Origin of the sequence: Lelliottia sp. 7254-16 (assembly GCF_002922995.1) — a bacterium.
Lineage (GTDB): Bacteria > Pseudomonadota > Gammaproteobacteria > Enterobacterales > Enterobacteriaceae > Enterobacter > Enterobacter jeotgali.
This window is the reverse complement of record NZ_PQVS01000030.1, coordinates 1-19,366: the sequence shown is the minus strand read 5'-3', so window position 1 is coordinate 19,366 and position 19,366 is coordinate 1. Positions and strand designations below refer to the sequence as shown.

At 56.3% G+C, this 19,366-nt stretch carries 18 protein-coding genes and 1 pseudogene; 14 read left to right on the top strand and 5 right to left on the bottom strand.

Translation table 11 applies throughout. The features are described from left to right. The 7 genes and pseudogenes from C3708_RS23430 to C3708_RS23395 all read left to right on the top strand — a co-directional run. Positions 1–220, top strand: a pseudogene (locus C3708_RS23430) (IS481 family transposase); the annotation flags it as partial. A gap of 228 nt (positions 221–448) precedes the next feature. Further along, positions 449–1,966: a sugar ABC transporter ATP-binding protein gene (locus C3708_RS23425; RefSeq protein WP_103947456.1), complete on the top strand. Its 1,518-nt coding sequence runs from the start codon at positions 449–451 to the stop codon at positions 1,964–1,966. After that, a complete protein-coding gene (locus tag C3708_RS23420; protein ID WP_095280419.1) occupies positions 1,963–2,958 on the top strand; it encodes a ribose ABC transporter permease in 996 nt (331 codons plus the stop codon). The genes C3708_RS23425 and C3708_RS23420 overlap by 4 nt, the downstream gene beginning before the upstream one ends. 32 nt (positions 2,959–2,990) lie before the next feature. Next, the gene (locus C3708_RS23415) at positions 2,991–3,932 is read left to right on the top strand and encodes an ABC transporter substrate-binding protein (protein WP_095280418.1); all 942 of its coding nucleotides are present in this window, start codon (positions 2,991–2,993) and stop codon (positions 3,930–3,932) included. 274 nt (positions 3,933–4,206) lie between these two features. Further along, on the top strand, positions 4,207–4,893 hold the full coding sequence (locus C3708_RS23405; RefSeq protein ID WP_103950413.1) for a D-lyxose/D-mannose family sugar isomerase: 687 nt from the start codon (positions 4,207–4,209) through the stop codon (positions 4,891–4,893). Between the two features lie 10 nt (positions 4,894–4,903). Continuing rightward, positions 4,904–5,764, top strand: coding sequence for a ketose 1,6-bisphosphate aldolase (locus tag C3708_RS23400; protein ID WP_103947459.1), 861 nt, complete (start codon positions 4,904–4,906; stop codon positions 5,762–5,764). Beyond that, positions 5,764–6,756, top strand: coding sequence for a carbohydrate kinase family protein (locus C3708_RS23395; RefSeq protein ID WP_103950412.1), 993 nt, complete (start codon positions 5,764–5,766; stop codon positions 6,754–6,756). The genes C3708_RS23400 and C3708_RS23395 overlap by 1 nt, the downstream gene beginning before the upstream one ends. On the opposite strand, the gene C3708_RS23390 is transcribed toward C3708_RS23395, so the two are convergent. Next, positions 6,753–7,484, bottom strand: coding sequence for a response regulator (locus C3708_RS23390; RefSeq protein WP_103950411.1), 732 nt, complete (start codon positions 7,482–7,484; stop codon positions 6,753–6,755). The genes C3708_RS23395 and C3708_RS23390 overlap by 4 nt on opposite strands. A gap of 257 nt (positions 7,485–7,741) precedes the next feature. Between C3708_RS23390 and fdhF the strand changes: the two genes are divergently transcribed. The 3 genes from fdhF to C3708_RS23375 all read left to right on the top strand — a co-directional run bounded on the left by fdhF (position 7,742) and on the right by C3708_RS23375 (position 11,206). Beyond that, positions 7,742–9,889, top strand: a complete 2,148-nt coding sequence (gene fdhF / locus C3708_RS23385) for a formate dehydrogenase subunit alpha (protein WP_103950410.1) — start codon at positions 7,742–7,744, stop codon at positions 9,887–9,889. 372 nt (positions 9,890–10,261) lie between these two features. Beyond that, the gene (locus tag C3708_RS23380) at positions 10,262–10,414 is read left to right on the top strand and encodes a Hok/Gef family protein (RefSeq protein ID WP_095284151.1); all 153 of its coding nucleotides are present in this window, start codon (positions 10,262–10,264) and stop codon (positions 10,412–10,414) included. 117 nt (positions 10,415–10,531) lie between these two features. Next, on the top strand, positions 10,532–11,206 hold the full coding sequence (locus tag C3708_RS23375; RefSeq protein ID WP_095280411.1) for a tetratricopeptide repeat protein: 675 nt from the start codon (positions 10,532–10,534) through the stop codon (positions 11,204–11,206). A gap of 92 nt (positions 11,207–11,298) precedes the next feature. On the opposite strand, the gene gltP is transcribed toward C3708_RS23375, so the two are convergent. Further along, complete coding sequence (gltP, locus tag C3708_RS23370; protein ID WP_095280410.1) at positions 11,299–12,612, bottom strand: glutamate/aspartate:proton symporter GltP; 1,314 nt, start codon at positions 12,610–12,612, stop codon at positions 11,299–11,301. 418 nt (positions 12,613–13,030) lie between these two features. On the opposite strand from gltP, the gene acs reads away from it, so the two are divergent. The 3 genes from acs (at position 13,031) to actP (ending at position 17,094) form a co-directional block, all read left to right on the top strand. Beyond that, the gene (gene acs, locus C3708_RS23365; RefSeq protein WP_103950409.1) at positions 13,031–14,989 is read left to right on the top strand and encodes an acetate--CoA ligase; all 1,959 of its coding nucleotides are present in this window, start codon (positions 13,031–13,033) and stop codon (positions 14,987–14,989) included. A gap of 147 nt (positions 14,990–15,136) precedes the next feature. Continuing rightward, entirely contained in the window at positions 15,137–15,451 is a 315-nt protein-coding gene (locus C3708_RS23360; protein WP_095280408.1) for a DUF485 domain-containing protein, read from the top strand. After that, positions 15,448–17,094, top strand: a complete 1,647-nt coding sequence (gene actP, locus C3708_RS23355) for a cation/acetate symporter ActP (protein ID WP_103950408.1) — start codon at positions 15,448–15,450, stop codon at positions 17,092–17,094. Before C3708_RS23360 ends, actP begins: the two co-directional genes overlap by 4 nt. Positions 17,095–17,133: 39 nt before the next feature. Here actP and C3708_RS23350 read toward each other — a convergent pair whose 3' ends face one another. After that, positions 17,134–17,823 (bottom strand): LrgB family protein, encoded by a 690-nt coding sequence (locus tag C3708_RS23350; RefSeq protein WP_095280406.1) that lies wholly within the window; start codon positions 17,821–17,823, stop codon positions 17,134–17,136. Next, the gene (locus tag C3708_RS23345) at positions 17,816–18,226 is read right to left on the bottom strand and encodes a CidA/LrgA family protein (protein ID WP_095280405.1); all 411 of its coding nucleotides are present in this window, start codon (positions 18,224–18,226) and stop codon (positions 17,816–17,818) included. The genes C3708_RS23350 and C3708_RS23345 overlap by 8 nt, the downstream gene beginning before the upstream one ends. A gap of 102 nt (positions 18,227–18,328) precedes the next feature. On the opposite strand from C3708_RS23345, the gene C3708_RS23340 reads away from it, so the two are divergent. Then, a complete protein-coding gene (locus C3708_RS23340; RefSeq protein ID WP_095280404.1) occupies positions 18,329–19,216 on the top strand; it encodes a LysR family transcriptional regulator in 888 nt (295 codons plus the stop codon). A gap of 86 nt (positions 19,217–19,302) precedes the next feature. Here the strand turns inward: C3708_RS23340 and C3708_RS23975 are convergent. Continuing rightward, positions 19,303–19,366, bottom strand: a 64-nt coding sequence (locus C3708_RS23975) for a hypothetical protein (RefSeq protein WP_233210447.1), incomplete at its 5' end; no start/stop codon positions are given.

Here is a 19,366-nt window from a genome sequence, read left to right as displayed (position 1 = left end):
CCCGGAATACGACGAGGGCGTGATGGTCAGGAAAGTGGATATCAGCGGAAAACTGAGCCTGAGAGGGGTAACGCTGAAGGCAGGAAAAGCGTTCAGGGGCGAATATGTGGGACTGAAGGAAGGGGCTGAAGATGGCTGTTATGAGGTGTGGTGGTACAGCACGAAAGTGGGGGTGATCGACCTGAAGAAAAAGTCGATCACCATGGGTAAAGGATGTTAAATAGTGTTCACCATGTCCCCGAACACCTGTCTACCATGTCCCCGGACCGTACACTCCCACAGGGAGAGGGAACGCTTGCCCCCTCGCCCAAGGAGAGGGCCGGGGTGAGGGGAAAACTGTGACATCCGTTAACTATTCATAACTATGACAAATATGAACGGCTTCTGACATTTTGCATTTACCGGGATGTGATGCACTGCTGATATCGACCTTCACAGGAGATCCGCCATGAGCAGGACCCCGGTATTAGAGATGCGCAACATTGCCAAAACCTTTGGCAACTTTCACGCGCTCAAGGGTGTGGATCTGACGGTCTGGCCCGGTGAGATCCACGCGTTAATGGGCGAAAACGGTGCGGGCAAAAGTACCCTGATGAAGATCCTCGCGGGGGCGTATATCGCCACCAGCGGCGAGATCTTGATCGACGGTCAGCCGTACAACATCAAAGGCCCGAAAGATGCACTGGCCGCAGGCATTACCCTGATTTATCAGGAAATGCAGCTTGCGCCAAACCTGACGGTGGCGGAAAACATTTTCCTCGGCAGCGAGCTGTCGCGCGGCGGGTTGGTGCAGCGCAAAGAGATGGCGGCGCAGGCGCAGACGGTGATTGACCGCCTCGGTGCCCACTTCAAAGCCACCGACCTGGTGATGAAACTGACGATTGCCGAGCAGCAGCAGGTCGAAATCGCCCGCGCATTGCACCGCAACAGCCGCGTGCTGGTGATGGACGAACCGACCGCCGCCCTCTCTTCGCGCGAAACTCATCGCCTGTTTGAACTGATTTTGCGCCTGCGCGATGAAGGGATGGCGATTATCTACATCAGCCACCGCATGGCCGAAGTTTATGAACTGTCCGATCGCGTCAGCGTTTTGCGCGACGGTCAGTACGTCGGCAGCCTGACCCGCGACAAACTCAACGCCTCCGAACTGGTCAGGATGATGGTCGGTCGCCCCTTAAGTGACCTGTTTAATAAAGAGCGCGATATCCCGCTGGGAAGTGCGCGCCTGAACGTCCATCACCTGACCGACAGCAAAAAAGTGCAGCCGTGCAGTTTGCAGGTGCGATCCGGTGAAATTGTCGGGCTGGCCGGGCTGGTTGGGGCCGGGCGTTCGGAGCTGGCGCAACTGATCTTCGGCGTACGCAAAGCCACGGGCGGCATGATTGAAGTCGACGGCGAACCGGTGGTGATCCACTCCCCACGTGCCGCCATCGACCACGGCATCGGGTTTTTAACCGAGAACCGCAAAGAACAGGGGCTGTTTTTAGAGCTGGCGGCGCAGGAGAACATCACTATGGCAACACTGGAGCGCGATTCGACCTGGGGCATGCTCGACCGCAAAAAAGCCCAGTCGATCTCCGATGACGCCATCGCCCTGCTCAACATTCGCGTCCCGCATTCCCAGGTGCGCGCCGGTGGGCTGTCCGGTGGCAATCAGCAAAAACTGCTGATCTCCCGCTGGGTGGCGATTGGCCCGCGCATTCTGATCCTTGATGAGCCGACGCGCGGCGTCGACGTCGGGGCAAAAAGCGAGATCTACCGGATCATGAACCAGATGGCGCGCAAGGGCGTGGCGATCCTGATGATCTCCAGCGAACTGCCGGAAGTCGTCGGCATGAGCGACCGGGTCTACGTGATGCGCGAAGGGAGCATTGCCGGGGAGCTGCTCGGCGAAAGCATCACTCAGGAAAATATTATGACGCTGGCAACCGGCGTGAACGACACTCATCAGGCGGTGCAATCATGACACATTCAACCAATCCGCAGCAGGTGGCGAAATCCGCCTCCGCCAAAAAAATGCTGATGAGCGATCTGATGCAAACGGTCGGGATTTTACCGATTCTGATTCTTATCGTGGCGGTATTTGGCTTTATCGCGCCGAACTTCTTCACCGAAAGCAATCTGCTCAACATCACCCGTCAGGCGTCAATCAACATCGTGCTGGCTGCCGGGATGACCTTCATCATTTTGACCGGCGGAATCGACCTGTCGGTAGGGTCGATTCTCGGCACCACGGCGGTGGCGGCGATGGTGGTGTCCCTCATTCCCGAACTGGCGATGCTGTCAATTCCGGCGGCGCTGATGCTCGGTATGGTGCTGGGATTGTTTAACGGCGCGCTGGTGGCCTTTGCCGGACTGCCGCCGTTTATTGTCACCCTCGGCACCTATACGGCCCTGCGCGGGGCGGCGTATCTGCTGGCCGACGGCACGACGGTCATCAACTCGAATATTAATTTTGAATGGATCGGCAATAACTACCTCGGCCCGATTCCGTGGCTGGTGGTGATTGCCCTGGCGGTGATTGCCGTGTGCTGGTTCATCCTGCGCCGCACCACGCTGGGCGTTCATATCTACGCGGTAGGCGGCAACATGCAGGCCGCGCGACTCACCGGGATCAAAGTCTGGCTGGTGCTGTTGTTTGTTTATGGCATGAGCGGTTTGCTCTCTGGCCTCGGTGGGGTGATGAGCGCCTCACGCCTGTACAGCGCTAACGGCAATTTAGGCACCGGCTATGAGCTGGATGCCATCGCGGCGGTGATCCTCGGCGGGACCAGTTTCGTCGGCGGGATCGGCACGATCACCGGCACGCTGGTGGGCGCGCTGATCATCGCCACCCTGAATAACGGCATGACGTTAATGGGCGTTTCGTATTTCTGGCAACTGGTGATCAAAGGGGCGGTGATCATCATTGCGGTGCTGATCGACAAATACCGTACCCGACACCATCAAAGTGCATAACAACAACACCCTACGATAATGAGGAAAACAGCATGAGATTGAAGCCACTGGTTACCGCGCTCTGTGCTGGCGCACTGCTTGCCGCAGCCCCGTTTGCGCAGGCGAAAGATCTGAAATCCATCGGCGTGACGGTGGGCGATCTCGCCAACCCGTTCTTCGTGCAGATAACGAAAGGGGCGGAGCTGGAAGCCCGCAAACTGGCGGGGGATAACGTCAAAGTGACGCTGGTCTCCAGCGGCTACGATCTGGGCCAGCAGGTTTCTCAGATTGATAATTTTATCGCCGCGAAGGTCGATATGATAATTCTCAACGCCGCTGACTCGAAAGGGATCGGCCCGGCGGTGAAGCGCGCGAAAGAGGCGGGGATCGTGGTGGTGGCGGTTGACGTGGCAGCCGAAGGGGCCGATGCGACTATTACCTCCGATAACACCCAGGCGGGCGAAATGGCCTGTAAATACATCACCGACCGCCTGAAAGGCAAAGGCAATGTGGTGATCATCAACGGACCGCCGGTCTCTGCGGTACAAAACCGTGTGGAAGGCTGTCAGACCGAATTCAAACGCCACCCGGATATCAAAGTGCTGTCGGATAACCAGAATGCCAAAGGCAGTCGTGAGGGCGGACTGGAAGTGATGACCGCGCTGCTGGCGGCCAATCCGAAGATCGACGGCGTGTTCGCGATTAACGATCCGACGGCGATCGGTGCCGATCTGGCGGCGAAACAGGCCCAGCGCAGCGAGTTCTTCATCGTCGGCGTGGACGGCAGTCCGGACGGTGAAGAGGCGCTGAAGCGCGAGAATTCACTGTTTGTGGCGACGCCAGCGCAGGACCCGCAGGTGATGGCGGCGAAAGCGGTAGAGATCGGCTATGACATTCTGCAGGGCAAAGCCGCGCCAAAAGAGCCGGTGCTGATCCCAGTGACGATGATCGATAAGAAGAGCGTCGGGACATATAAGGGGTGGACGGTTAAGTAATATTTGTGCGGCCTGATGCCCTCACCCTAACCCTCTCCCACAGGGAGAGGGGATTTTTCCCCCTCTGCATTTGGGAGAGCGCACTTTTTCCCCTCTGCATTTGGGAGAGCGTACTTTTCCCCCTCTGCATTTGGGAGAGCGCACTTTTCCCCCTCTGCATTTGGGAGAGCGCACTTTTTCCCCTCTACATTTGTGAGAGGGTACTTTTTCCCCCTCTCCCCTGGGGAGAGGGCCGGGGTGAGGGGCCCAGCGCATACCATCAAAAGGAGTTCCCATGAAACGCTCCGAAATCAATGAAATTCTCGGCCATACGCGGCAGTTCTTTTCAATGCATAACGTTCACCTTCCGCCGTTTGCCAGCTTCCCGCCGACCCAATGGCGGCAGCTCGATCATAACGCCTGGCGCGAAGTGTTCGATCTCAAACTCGGCTGGGATGTGACCGCCTTCGGCGGCAATAGCTTTGCCGCTCAGGGACTGACCCTGTTCACCTTGCGCAACGGGTCTCCGAACGGCGTGCCTTACGAAAAATGCTACGCGGAAAAAATCATGCACGTCCGCGACGGCCAGGTCACGCCGATGCATTTCCACTGGCGTAAACGCGAGGACATCATCAATCGCGGCGGTGGAAATCTGATTATTGAGCTGTGGAACGCGGGCGGTCATGAAGAGACCGAAAACACCGACGTCACGGTGGTGGTTGACGGCTGTATTCAGACCCACGCGCCCGGCAGCCAGCTGCGCCTGACGCCCGGGGAGAGCATCTGCCTGACGCCTGGCCTGTACCACAGTTTCTGGGGGGAGCGCGGGTTTGGCGATGTGCTGGTGGGGGAAGTGTCATCGGTCAATGACGACGAACACGACAACCACTTTTTGCAGCCGCTCTCGCGCTACAACAACATTGAAGAAGACGAAACGGCGGTGCTGGTGCTCTGTAACGAGTACAGCCTGTTTCGAACCTAAGGAGTGAATAATGCCGCTAATTTCTCTCGCCGCCGGGCTGGAACACGCCCGTGAACATCGCTACGCGCTCGGCGCGTTTAACGTGCTCGACTCGCACTTTTTGCGCGCCCTGTTCGCCGCCGCAACCCAGGAGCGCTCGCCGTTTATCATCAATATCGCCGAAGTGCATTTTAAGTATTTATCGCTTGATTCATTGGTCGAAGCGGTCCGTTTCGAGGCCGCACGACACGATATTCCGGTAGTTCTCAATCTCGATCACGGCCTGCATTTTGAGGCGGTGGTGCGGGCGCTGCGCTTAGGATTCAGCTCCGTGATGTTTGATGGCTCCACCCTTAGCTATGAAGAGAATATTCGCCAGACCAGGGAAGTTGTGAAGATGTGCCACGCCGTGGGCGTGTCGGTGGAAGCGGAGTTGGGCGCGGTCGGCGGTGACGAAGGCGGCGCATTGTACGGCCACGCCGACGAAGCGTTTTTCACCGACCCGACCCTGGCTCGCGATTTTGTCGATCAGACCGGCATTGATGCCCTCGCCGTTGCGATTGGTAATGCGCACGGGAAGTACAAAGGCGAGCCGAAGCTCGATTTTGCGCGCCTTGACGCAATCCGCCAGCAAACCGGCCTGCCGCTGGTGCTGCACGGCGGGTCCGGGATCAGCGACGCCGATTTCCGTCGCGCAATTGAGCTGGGTATTCACAAAATCAATTTCTATACCGGGATGTCGCAGGCAGCGCTGGCCTCCGTCGAGCAGCGGATCACCCATCGACAGCCGATTTACGATGAGTTTGCCGAGCTGCTGTTAGGCATTGAAGAGGCGATCACCGACACGGTGTCTGAACAGATGCGTATTTTCGGCAGCGCGGGGAAAGCCTGATGGAACGCCGGGGCGTTATTGCCGCAGGGAATATGCTCGTCGATCATGTGCATCAGATTGTGCAGTGGCCGGAGCGCGGATGGCTGGCAGAGATTATTCACAGCGAGCGGGCCACCGGCGGCGCGCCGCTGAATGTGTTACTCACGCTGGCGAAAATGCACGTCGGCCTGCCATTACAGGCGGTCGGGCTGATTGGCGACGACAGCGACGGGGACTATATCCTGGCGATGCTCGACCAATATCACGTCAACCGCCAGCGGGTACAGCGCACCACCTTTGCGCCGACGTCGATGTCGCAGGTGATGACCGATCCCAGCGGACAGCGCACCTTTTTCCACTCGCCGGCGGCCAACCGTCTGCTGGATCTCCCGGCTTTCGACCGGCTCGATCCGTCGATGAAGATTTTCCATCTCGGGTATCTGCTGCTGCTCGACAGCCTGGATCTGCCGGACGACGAGTTTGGCACCCGCAGCGCGCGTCTGCTCTCCCAGATGCGCGACCTGGGGTACGAAACATCGCTCGATTTAGTGTCGCGCAAAGGCGATCCGCGCTATCAGCCGCTGGTGCTCCCTGCCCTGCGCTATGTGGATTATCTGGTGATTAACGAGCTGGAAGCCGGTGAGTTTAGCGGGCTGGAAATGCGCGACAGCAGTAATACACCGAACATTTTGCATATCGCCGAAGCCGCGTCGCAGCTGCTGACGGCAGGTGTGCGCCAGCGCGTAGTGATTCACTGCCCGGAAGGTGCCTGGGGCGAAGCGCCGGGTGAGCAAGGCCAATGGGTGCCCTCACGACAGCTGGAACCGAATGAGATTATCGGCAGCGTAGGGGCTGGGGATGCGTTTTGCGCGGGCTTTTTATACGGCTGCCACGAGGCGTGGTCCCTGCCAGACAGCATTGCCCTGGCGCACGCCTGCGCGCGGGCCAGTCTGCTGGCGGCGAATGCCATTGATGGCGCGAAAACGCTGGTCGAGCTGGAATCCAGCCTTTAGGCCGCTTTATCGTTGTGAGAAACGTCTGCGGCAAAGACATAGCCGAGGCCGCGAATGGTTTTGATCAGCAGCGGCTGATGGGGATTGATCTCAATTTTTCGCCGCAGGCGCATGATCAGTACGTCGATCGTGCGATCAAACACTTCGGCGCTTTCGCTATGGGTCAGCTCCAGCAGCTGTTCCCGGCTTAATACCCGACGGGCATTCTGCGCCAGCGCCAGCAGTAAACCGTATTCGCCCTGCGTTAACGGAACGGTCGACTGCTGCGGGGAGCTTAATTCACAGCGGGTCGTGTCGAGCGTCCAGCCGTTAAAGCCTAATCCCGCTGCGCGCGGCGCAGTCGGTTCCGCCGCCAGCACGCCGGTGCGCCGCAAGACAGCTTTGACGCGGGCAACGACGACGCGCGGATTAAAGGGTTTGCCGATGTAATCATCCGCACCCATTTCCAGCCCGACGACCACATCCGATTCGCTACCGAGACCCGTAAGCATAATCACTGGTAGCTCAGGGCGTTGCTTTTGGAGCTGTTGTAAAACCTGCAATCCGTTGATATCCGGCAGCATCATATCCAACAACACCAGCGCGATGTCCGGCTCTCGCTGGGCCAGCGCCAGCGCATCCCGCCCGGTGTGGCAGACGTGCACCGTAAAGACGTGCTCGTTAAGCACATCCTGCAGCAGTTCGCAGACCGCCGTATCGTCATCAACCACCAGAATCGCCGGTTTCATCGTATGCTTCCGTCAGGGGATTATGTTAAGTCTGACCTATTCTGCAATCGGCTCCAGCCAAATCCATCATTGCGTGATGGAATTTCAACCCATGTCACATCCATTGCCTCTTCGACACGTCAATTTTGACGATTGCCTGTTTCTCGTCAGGGTATTGATTGCACATCAGCCGTAAAGTCAGGCCATACCCACAATAAAAACATGGCATAGAAGCTGCATAAAGGGTGGGAAATATGTGATTAACTGGAGCGAGACCGATGAAAAAAGTCGTCACGGTTTGCCCCTATTGTGCCTCGGGTTGCAAGATAAACCTGGTGGTCGATAACGGCAAAATCGTCCGGGCGGAGGCTGCACAGGGTAAGACCAATCAAGGTACGCTGTGCCTGAAAGGCTACTATGGCTGGGATTTTATTAACGATACCCAGATCCTCACCCCCCGTCTTAAAACCCCCATGATCCGTCGTCAACGCGGCGGCAAGCTGGAATCCGTCTCCTGGAACGAGGCGCTGGACTACGTCGCCAAACGCCTGAGCGATATCAAAGCCAAATACGGCCCGGACGCGATCCAGACCACCGGCTCATCGCGTGGAACGGGTAATGAAACCAACTATGTAATGCAAAAATTCGCGCGCGCCGTTATTGGTACCAATAACGTCGACTGCTGCGCTCGCGTCTGACACGGCCCATCGGTTGCAGGTCTGCACCAGTCGGTCGGTAACGGCGCAATGAGTAATGCTATTAACGAAATCGATAACACCGATTTGGTGTTTGTTTTCGGCTACAACCCAGCGGATTCCCACCCTATCGTGGCGAATCACGTGATTAACGCGAAACGCAACGGGGCGAAAATCATCGTTTGCGATCCGCGTAAAATTGAAACCGCACGCATCGCGGATATGCACATCGCGTTACGCAACGGCTCGAATATCGCGCTGCTGAATGCGATGGGTCACGTCATTATCGAAGAAAATCTGTACAACCAGGCCTTTGTTGCTACTCGTACGGAAGGCTTCGAGGAGTATCGCAAGATTGTCGAAGGCTACACGCCAGAGTCGGTCGAAACGATTACCGGCGTCACTGCGCAAGAAATTCGCCAGGCGGCGCGGATGTACGCTGCCGCCAAAACCGCGTCGATTCTGTGGGGCATGGGCGTGACCCAGTTCTATCAGGGCGTGGAAACCGTGCGCTCGCTAACCAGCCTCGCGATGCTGACGGGCAACCTCGGCAAACCGCACGTCGGCGTCAACCCAGTGCGTGGGCAGAATAACGTTCAGGGTGCCTGCGATATGGGCGCGCTGCCGGATACCTATCCGGGCTATCAGTACGTCAAATTCCCGGAAAACCGCGCGAAATTCGCCAAGGCCTGGGGCGTTGAAAGTCTGCCGGAACACACCGGATATCGCATCAGCGAGCTGCCGCACCGCGCGGCGCACGGTGAAGTGCGGGCGGCCTACATCATGGGCGAAGATCCGCTGCAAACCGATGCCGAGCTGTCGGCGGTGCGCAAAGGCTTTGAGGATCTCGAGCTGGTGATTGTGCAGGACATCTTCATGACCAAAACCGCGGCGGCGGCGGATGTGATTTTACCGTCAACGTCATGGGGCGAGCACGAAGGCGTCTACACCGCTGCGGATCGCGGCTTCCAGCGCTTCTTTAAAGCGGTCGAGCCGAAGTGGGATCTGAAAACAGACTGGCAAATCATCAGCGAAATCGCCACCCGGATGGGTTATCCGATGCACTACAACAACACCCAGGAGATCTGGGATGAGTTGCGCAATCTGTGTCCGGATTTCACCGGGGCAACCTATGAAAAAATGGGCGAACTGGGCTATATCCAGTGGCCGTGCCGCGATGAGTCAGAGGCCGATCAGGGTACGTCTTACCTCTTTGCCGAGAAGTTCGACACCCCGAACGGGCTGGCTCAGTTCTTCACCTGCGACTGGGTGGCGCCTATCGACAAACTCACCGACGAGTATCCAATGGTACTGTCAACGGTGCGTGAAGTGGGCCACTACTCCTGTCGTTCGATGACCGGTAACTGTGCGGCGCTGGCCGCGCTGGCGGATGAACCGGGCTACGCACAGCTTAACACCGCCGATGCTGCACGACTGGGCATTGAGGATGAAGCGCTGGTGTGGGTCAACTCGCGCAAAGGCCGGATCATCACCCGTGCGCAGGTGAGCGATCGCCCAAACAAAGGGGCGGTTTACATGACCTATCAGTGGTGGATTGGCGCCTGTAACGAACTGGTGACGGAAAACCTCAGTCCGATAACCAAAACGCCGGAGTATAAATATTGCGCCGTGCGCGTTGAATCGATTGCCGACCAACAAAGCGCCGAACAATATGTGATAGATGAATATACCAAACTGAAAGCCAGATTACGCGAAAGCGCGATGGGTTAGCTTTATTACACGTTCAAAGAATAAAAGGGATGATTTATTCATCCCTTTTTTTATTGGTAGCTTTCATATAAATCACACCAATATTATTACGGAACCCAGCTCGCAGAATAATATGCAATTTTAAAAGAATGAAATTACATCTTTGCATTTTAATTCAGAGGGATAAGATGGCGACGGGTGCTTAAGACTTTCTGTTTTGAGCATAGAGTTAAGTATTAGCAAGGAGCAGAAAGTGGAAAGCCCCAGGAAAACTTTCATTCACCTGAGGCTACTAAATGTATGTGTACGTATAAATTCGTGCGCATACACCACATCAACTCCAACCAAGTTGAGAGTAGCCTCTTATTCTTTTTGACGCAAGGAGTAATAGGCATGACGCCTTTAAAAACCATGTTAGGCATTGTATTAATCGTTTGTCTAACAATCGTGATTTTTACCTTTATTAATCGCGGCAGGCTGTGCGAGTTATCAATAAAGAGTGAACATCAGGAGGTGGCGGCAAAATTAGCCTGTATTGCAGGTTAATTTTGTGGGCGGGGAAACCCGCCCGGCTTGTCTGGACGCTGAGGTCTTAACGCACCCTTTTTATTCTTCTCAGACCGCGATTATACTGGCCGCTGTAGACCCGAAAGATAAGAGCTTATGAAAACCCTTTTTACGCTGTTATTCCTTTTTACCTCGTTTGTGAGGGCTGACGAACTCGGCAGCCAATATAAAGAACAAGCCGAAGCAGGCGATGCGCGGGCCCAGTACTATCTGGCCGATACCTACTTTAGTGCGGGCGATGATAAACAGGCCGAGCTGTGGGCAGAGAAATCCGCAAAAGGCGGTGAGGTCGATGCTGTGGCACTGCTGTCACAAATTCATTTTAAACACGCCGACTACGCGCAGGCCAAAACGCTGGCGCAACAGGCAACCATTGCGGGCAGTAAACGCGGGGCCATCATGCTGGCGCGACTGTTGGTGAATACCCAGGCGGGTAAAACGGATTATCCTCAGGCGATAAAACTGCTGCGGACCGCCACCGATGATATCGACAGTGACTCTGCGGTTGATGCGCAGATGCTGCTGGGTCTGATTTACGCCAACGGCGTTGAGATGCCGCAGGATGATGCGCAGGCGGAAATGTGGCTCAAGCGCAGCTCTGCCATTTCGCGTACCGGTTACGCAGAATACTGGGCGGGTATGGTCTTCCAGCAGGGTGAAAAAGGCTTTATCACACCAAACAAACAGAAGGCGCTGTACTGGTTTAATCTGAGCTGTAGCGAAGGGTTTGATACTGGATGCGAAGAGTTTGATGCTCTGAGTGGGGAGTAAAAAGCCTGATGGCGCTACGCTTATCAGGCCTACAGTGAACACCTGTTTTGTAGGCCGGGTAAGGCGAAGCTGCCACCCGGCTTTTTTTTACGTTACTGATCCGCCGTCTTATCAAAACGACCCAGCACGTCGCGCTCGTACGCTAGCGCTTTTTTACGGTCGAACTGATGTTCCCACTTGGCGATAACCAGCACCGCCAGCGCATTCCCCACCACATTCAGCGCGGTACGCGCCATGTCGAGAATACGGTCAACACCGGCGATAAACGCCAGGCCTTCCAGTGGAATACCGACGCTACCCAGCGTTGCCAGCAGCACGACGAAGGAGACACCCGGCACGCCGGCGATCCCTTTTGACGTCACCATCAGCGTCAGCACCAGCACGATTTCCTGCCACAGGGACAGATCGATTCCGTACAGCTGGGCGATGAAAATCGCCGCAATACTCTGGTACAGCGTTGAGCCATCGAGGTTAAAGGAATACCCGGTCGGCACCACGAAACTGGTGATAGACGCTGGCGCGCCATAGGCTTCCATCTTCTCAATAATACGCGGCAGCACGCTCTCGGAGCTGGCCGTGGAGTAAGCCAGAATCAGCTCGTCTTTCAGAATACGAATCAGGATCCAGATGCTCAGCCCGCAGATACGCGCGACCAGCCCCAGCACCACCAGCGCAAAGAACAGAATCGCGAAATGCACCAGAAGAACCAGCTTCGCCAGCGGCCACAGGGAGGCAAACCCGAAGTTCGCCACGGTCACAGCGATCAGCGCAAACACACCCACCGGGGCGTAGCGCATCACCATATGCGTCACTTTAAACATGGTTTCGGAGATCGAACGGAACACCGTCACCAGCGGTTCGCGGTGCGTGGCGGGCAGGGAGGAAAGGCCCAGACCAAACAGCACCGAGAAGAAGATGATCGGCAGCATTTCGCCCTTCGCCATCGACGCCACGATATTGGTCGGCACCAGCGACAGTATGGTCCCCATCAGGCCATGTGCATGGCTTTGCACTTCTGCGGTTGTGCTTTGGTATTTCGAAATATCCACCGTCGCCAGTTGTGACATATCAATCCCGGAACCCGGCTGGAACACATTCGCCAGCGTGATACCTAAAATGATAGCAACCGTAGTGATCACTTCGAAATAGATGATGGTTTTCGCACCAATACGGCCTAACTGCTTGGCATCGCCCACACCCGCGATACCTACGATAAGCGTAGAGATCACAATCGGGACAACAATCATTTTGATCAGGTGAATAAAGATATCGCCCGCCGGTGACAGCATATTCGCCACCAGCCACTCGCGGTCGTCACTGTGATAATGCAGATAACTGCCCAGCAAGATGCCCAGCACCATCGCCAGCAAAATTTGCCAGGCAAGGCTGATTTTCAAATTTTTCATAAAAACGGACTTCCTCAATGAAGCGCCCTTCCCCATTACTGGCAGGAATGGCACATACTGAAAGGGTATGAATTGTGTTGCGTTGGTTTATAGGGTTTTTAACGCGCCGTATCAGTATCATTTGCATGGCCTGCTGCGCAACCCTTTAAGAACGAGGCTTTTCACTACAAAAAGCCGATATGACGCTAATTTGTAATAATTCTTATAAATAACCTTTTGTTATAAAAAAGCTTTTTTTCAACTAAATGTGAATAATCCACGCAGTAAATTATTTCCCTTCAAAGTTTCGATTGCTGATTTTTTAATCTGTTCATTTAATGCGTGATCTGTCGCCCAAATAACAAACAAAGCTATCAAAGCCCCTACAATTAACGTTTTTGCGACATATTATTAACATCCTAAAAGGAGAACAAAAGCCATGAGCCAAATTCACAAACACGACATTCCCGCAAATATTGCGGACCATTGCCTGATAAATCCGGAGCAGTACGAGGAAAAGTACCAGCAATCTGTCTCTAACCCTGATGCCTTCTGGGGTGAGCAGGGTAAAATTCTTGATTGGATCACGCCTTACCAGAAAGTGAAAAACACCTCTTTTGCGCCGGGCAATATCTCGATTAAATGGTATGAAGACGGCACCCTGAACCTGGCCGCAAACTGCCTCGACCGCCATCTTTCCGAGCGCGGCGACCAGACCGCGATTATCTGGGAAGGCGACGACGCCTCGCAGAGCAAACACATTACTTATAAAGAGCTGCACCGCGACGTCTGTCGTTTTGCCAACGTGCTGCTTGAACAAGGCATCAAAAAAGGCGATGTGGTCGCCATTTATATGCCAATGGTGCCGGAAGCCGCCGTGGCGATGCTCGCCTGCGCACGCATCGGCGCCGTGCACTCGGTGATTTTCGGTGGTTTCTCGCCTGAAGCGGTCGCCGGGCGCATTATCGACTCCAGTTCAAAACTGGTGATCACCGCTGACGAAGGCGTGCGCGCCGGTCGCGGCATCCCGCTGAAAAAAAACGTCGACGAAGCGCTGAAAAACCCGAACGTCAAAACCATCACCAACGTCATCGTCCTTAAACGCACCGGCGGCAACGTCGAGTGGAAAGAGGGCCGCGACCTGTGGTGGAGCGATCTGATTGAAAAAGCCAGCGATCAGCACCAGCCCGAAGCGATGAACGCCGAAGATCCGCTGTTTATCCTTTATACCTCCGGCTCCACCGGCAAGCCAAAAGGCGTGCTGCACACCACCGGCGGATATCTGGTTTACGCGGCATCGACCTTTAAATACGTCTTCGACTATCACCAGGGTGATATTTACTGGTGCACCGCCGACGTCGGCTGGGTCACCGGCCACAGCTATCTGCTGTACGGCCCGCTGGCCTGCGGCGCGACCACGCTGATGTTCGAAGGCGTACCGAATTGGCCGACGCCTGCCCGTATGTGTCAGGTGGTCGATAAGCACAAGGTCAACATTCTTTATACCGCCCCAACCGCCATTCGCGCCCTGATGGCCGAAGGCGACAAAGCCATCGAAGGCACCGACCGCTCCTCCCTGCGTATTCTCGGCTCGGTTGGCGAGCCGATTAACCCGGAAGCCTGGGAGTGGTACTGGAAGAAAATCGGCAACGAAAAATGTCCGGTAATGGATACTTGGTGGCAGACTGAAACCGGTGGTTTCATGATCACCCCGCTGCCGGGTGCCACTCAACTGAAAGCCGGTTCCGCTACCCGTCCGTTCTTCGGCGTGCAGCCTGCGCTGGTGGATAACGAAGGCAACCCGCTCGACGGCGCGACCGAAGGCAACCTGGTGATCACCGACTCGTGGCCGGGCCAGGCGCGTACCCTGTTTGGCGATCACGACAGATTCGAGCAGACCTACTTCTCGACCTTCAAAAACATGTACTTCAGCGGCGACGGCGCGCGTCGTGACGAAGACGGTTACTACTGGATCACCGGACGCGTGGACGATGTGCTGAACGTTTCCGGTCACCGTCTGGGTACGGCTGAGATTGAATCAGCGCTGGTGTCCCATCCGAAAATCGCCGAAGCAGCGGTGGTGGGTATTCCGCACAACATCAAAGGCCAGGCGATTTATGCCTACGTCACCCTGAACCACGGCGAAGAGCCAACGCCTGAGCTGTACACCGAAGTGCGTAACTGGGTACGCAAAGAGATCGGCCCGCTCGCCACGCCGGACGTGCTGCACTGGACCGACTCGCTGCCGAAAACCCGCTCCGGCAAGATCATGCGCCGCATTCTGCGCAAAATCGCCGCGGGTGATACCAGTAACCTCGGCGATACCTCGACGCTCGCCGATCCTGGCGTGGTGGAAAAACTGCTCGAAGAGAAGCAGGCCATCGCAATGCCTTCTTAACTCACTTTTTTCTCCCTCTCCCTGTGGGAGAGGGCCGGGGTGAGGGCATCAGACCGCACCTTTACCCCCTCACCCTAACCCTCTCCCTCAAGGAAGAGGGAATAATAAAAGCCCCTCCTCTACACCAATACTCTGGAGAGTTCTGTGATGAATACTGATATTTATCAACGGATAGAACATAGTGCGCATTTCAGGGAGCTCGTCGAAAAACGGCAACGGTTTGCCTTCATCCTTTCCATCATCATGCTGATTATCTACGTCGGCTTTATTCTGCTGATCGCCTTTGCACCACACTGGCTGGGCACGCCGCTGCATGCAGGCACCAGCGTCACGCGCGGGATACCCATCGGTATCGGCGTGATCGTGATTTCATTTGTGCTGACCGGGGTCTACGTCTGGCGCGCGAACGGTGAATTTGATCGTCTCAATAAAGCGGTACTGCGTGAGGTAAAAGCATCATGAAGCGAGTTCTGACGGCGCTAGCCGCCACACTGCCTTTTGCAGCACATGCCGATGCCCTGACCGGCGAGGTCCAGCGCCAGCCAACCAACTGGCAGGCGATCATCATGTTCCTGATTTTCGTCTTGCTGACCCTGTACATCACCTACTGGGCGTCAAAACGCGTGCGTTCGCGTAACGATTACTACACCGCGGGCGGCAACATTACCGGCTTCCAGAACGGGCTGGCGATTGCGGGCGATTTTATGTCTGCCGCCTCGTTCCTCGGAATTTCCGCGCTGGTGTACACCTCCGGCTACGACGGTCTGATTTATTCCCTCGGCTTCCTGGTGGGCTGGCCGATCATTCTGTTCCTGATTGCCGAACGCCTGCGTAACCTCGGGCGCTACACCTTTGCTGATGTGGCGTCGTACCGCCTCAAGCAAGGCCCAATCCGCACTCTCTCAGCCTGCGGTTCGCTGGTGGTGGTTGCGCTTTACCTGATCGCCCAGATGGTCGGCGCGGGTAAACTGATCGAGCTGCTGTTCGGCCTGAACTACCACGTCGCCGTGGTGCTGGTCGGGGTGCTGATGGTGATGTACGTCCTGTTCGGCGGCATGCTCGCCACCACCTGGGTACAGATCATCAAAGCCGTGCTGCTGCTGTTCGGTGCGAGTTTCATGGCCTTTATGGTGATGAAACACGTCGGCTTTAGCTTCAATAACTTGTTCACCGAAGCGATGGCGGTTCACCCGAAAGGCGAAGCGATCATGAGCCCTGGCGGGCTGGTGAAAGACCCGATATCCGCCCTGTCCCTCGGTCTCGGTCTGATGTTTGGTACCGCCGGCTTGCCGCACATTCTGATGCGTTTCTTCACGGTATCAGATGCCCGCGAAGCGCGTAAAAGCGTCTTCTACGCCACCGGATTTATGGGCTATTTCTACATTCTGACCTTTATCATCGGCTTCGGCGCGATCATGCTGGTCGGCGCGAATCCGGCGTTTAAAGATGCGGCGGGGCAGCTGATTGGCGGCAATAACATGGCGGCGGTGCATCTGGCCGATGCCGTGGGCGGCAATCTGTTCCTCGGCTTTATCTCCGCCGTGGCTTTCGCCACCATTCTGGCGGTGGTTGCGGGCCTGACTCTGGCGGGCGCGTCGGCGGTTTCTCATGACCTGTACGCCAACGTCTGGCGTAAAGGGGCGACCGAGCGACAGGAGCTGAAAGTCTCTAAAATCACGGTGCTGATTCTGGGCGTGGTGGCAATCCTGCTGGGGATTCTGTTCGAGAAACAGAACATCGCCTTCATGGTCGGCCTGGCGTTCTCGATTGCGGCCAGCTGTAACTTCCCGATCATTCTCCTCTCCATGTACTGGTCAAAACTGACCACCCGTGGCGCGATGATTGGCGGCTGGCTGGGCCTGCTGACAGCGGTGGTGCTGATGATCCTCGGCCCGACTATCTGGGTGACAATCCTCGGCCACGAAAAAGCCATCTTCCCGTACGAATACCCGGCGCTGTTCTCGATTGCCGTGGCGTTCATTGGGATTTGGTTCTTCTCGGCCACCGATAACTCGCCGGAAGGTAACCTGGAACGCGACAAATTCCGCGCCCAGTTTATCCGTTCACAAACCGGTCTTGGGATCGATCAGGGCCGCGCGCATTAATCGTTAATCTTCCCCGGCCGCTCTGGCCGGGGATTCTTTTCAGAACATCACCCACGCCACCAGCGGCGCAACCAGCACCATCGTCACGCCGGAGAGCATCATCACCAGGCTGGCGACCACACCTTCCTGCTGACCGATTTCATACGACCGTGCGGTTCCCGCGCCGTGCGACGCCGCGCCAAATCCGGCCCCTTTCGCCATCCCTTCACGAATCGACAGACGTAAAAACAGCATATCGCCCACCGCCATGCCAAACACACCGGTCACCACGACAAACAGCGCCACCAGATCCGGCTGTCCGCCGAGGGGTTTCGCCGCCGCCAGCGCGAACGGCGTGGTGACAGAACGCACCGCCAGACTGCGCTGGATCTCATCGGACAGCGTGAACAACCGCGCCAGCCACACGGAGCTGGTCACCGCCACCACCGTGGCCGTCACCACGCCCGCGGTGAGCGACATCCAGTGACGTTTGATGATCGCGAGATTATCGTAAACCGGAACAGCAAAGGCGATGGTCGCCGGACCGAGCAGCCACAGCAGCCAGTGAGATTCACCAATATAGTTTTGCCAGGAGATGTGGCCGAAAACCAGCATCAGCACCAGTAAAATCGGGGTGAAGACCAGCGGCATCAGCGGCAAAGCGTGAAAGCGGCGGTACAACCGTTTATTGGCGAAATAAATAACCAACGTGACCAACAGGCACAGGACGCTTATCTGAAAGTTAGTCATGCTTCTGCCTGCTGATTTCAAAGCGATAGACTTTATCCACCACCCACGCCGTCGCGCCCAGCACCATCAGGGTGCTCAGGGCGATCACCGCAAAAATCCGCCAGCCGTCGACCATCAGCAGCTGCGCGTAGTTCACCACCGCCACCACCGCCGGAACGAAGAACAGTAGCATCTCCGCCAGTAACCAGCGAGCCCCTGCGCGGACCCAGTTCAGGGGAATGACGCGGCACAGAATCAGAGCGAGCATCAGCACCATTCCGACCAGATTAGCGGGGAGCGGCAGATGCAGCCAGGTAACGAGGTATTGGGCGAAAACAAAAAGGGCAGCGTAAAGCAGGACCTGAACCGGTACCTGGAGCCGTTGCACAACAGCAGGCGTAACACGACTTAACGCCACGGCCATGGGGAAATTCCTCAGAAATGAGATGAAGCGCCAGTATAGTGACCACACGGAGTGGACTGAAATGAATTAAAATCATCACAGGTATAGTTTCGAGGAATAATCATGGACATAAGAACGCTGCGCTATTTTGTCGAAGTGGTTCGCCAGCAGAGTTTTACCCGCGCAGCGGAAAAGTTGTTTGTTACCCAGCCCACCATCAGCAAGATGCTGAAAAATCTCGAAGATGAACTGAACTGTACCCTGCTGATCCGCGATGGCCGCAAGCTGTTGCTGACCGATACCGGGCGCGTGGTGTTTGAGCGCGGGCTGGCGATTCTGGCAGAATTTCGCCAGCTGGAGGCCGAGCTTGGCGATATTAACCATCTGAATAAAGGTCTGCTGCGCTTAGGTATTCCCCCGATGGTCGGGATGATGATGGCCGGGCCGATCAGCCTTTTTCGCCAGCGCTATCCCGGCGTCGAGCTGAAAATTTCCGAATTTGGTGGCCTGACCGTGCAGCAGGCGGTGATGAACGGCGAGCTGGATCTGGCGATGACCGCCCTGCCCGTCGAAGAGGACAGCGGCCTGTCGACGCTGCCGCTGTTCAGCCATCCCCTGTGTGTACTGGTGCCGCGCTCCGGCGACTGGCTGCACATCGACACGGTTAAACCTGAACGGCTGGCGGAACATCCGCTGCTGATTTACAACGAGGATTTCGCCCTCAGCCGCCAACTGATGCAGTTGTTTCACCAGCACGGCGTCAAACCGCGTATTGCGGTGCGCAGCGGTCAGTGGGATTTTCTGGCGGCGATGGTGCAGGCGGGCGTCGGAATCGCGATTTTGCCGCAGCCTATCTGCGAGCGGCTGGATAAAAACACCCTGCGCTGGATACCGCTGGAGAGCGATTTGCACTGGCAGTTAGGGATGATTTGGCGCGAAGGAGTCTATTTGTCGCACAGTGCCCAGGCGTGGTTGACATGTTGTGAGGGGTTTTGGGTGAAGGGGGAGTAGTCGTCTGTTTCCCCTCACCCTAACCCTCTCCCATGTACGGTCCGGGGACATGGTAGACAGGTGTTCGGGGACATGGTGAACACTATTTAACATCCTTTACCCATGGTGATCGACTTTTTCTTCAGGTCGATCACCCCCACTTTCGTGCTG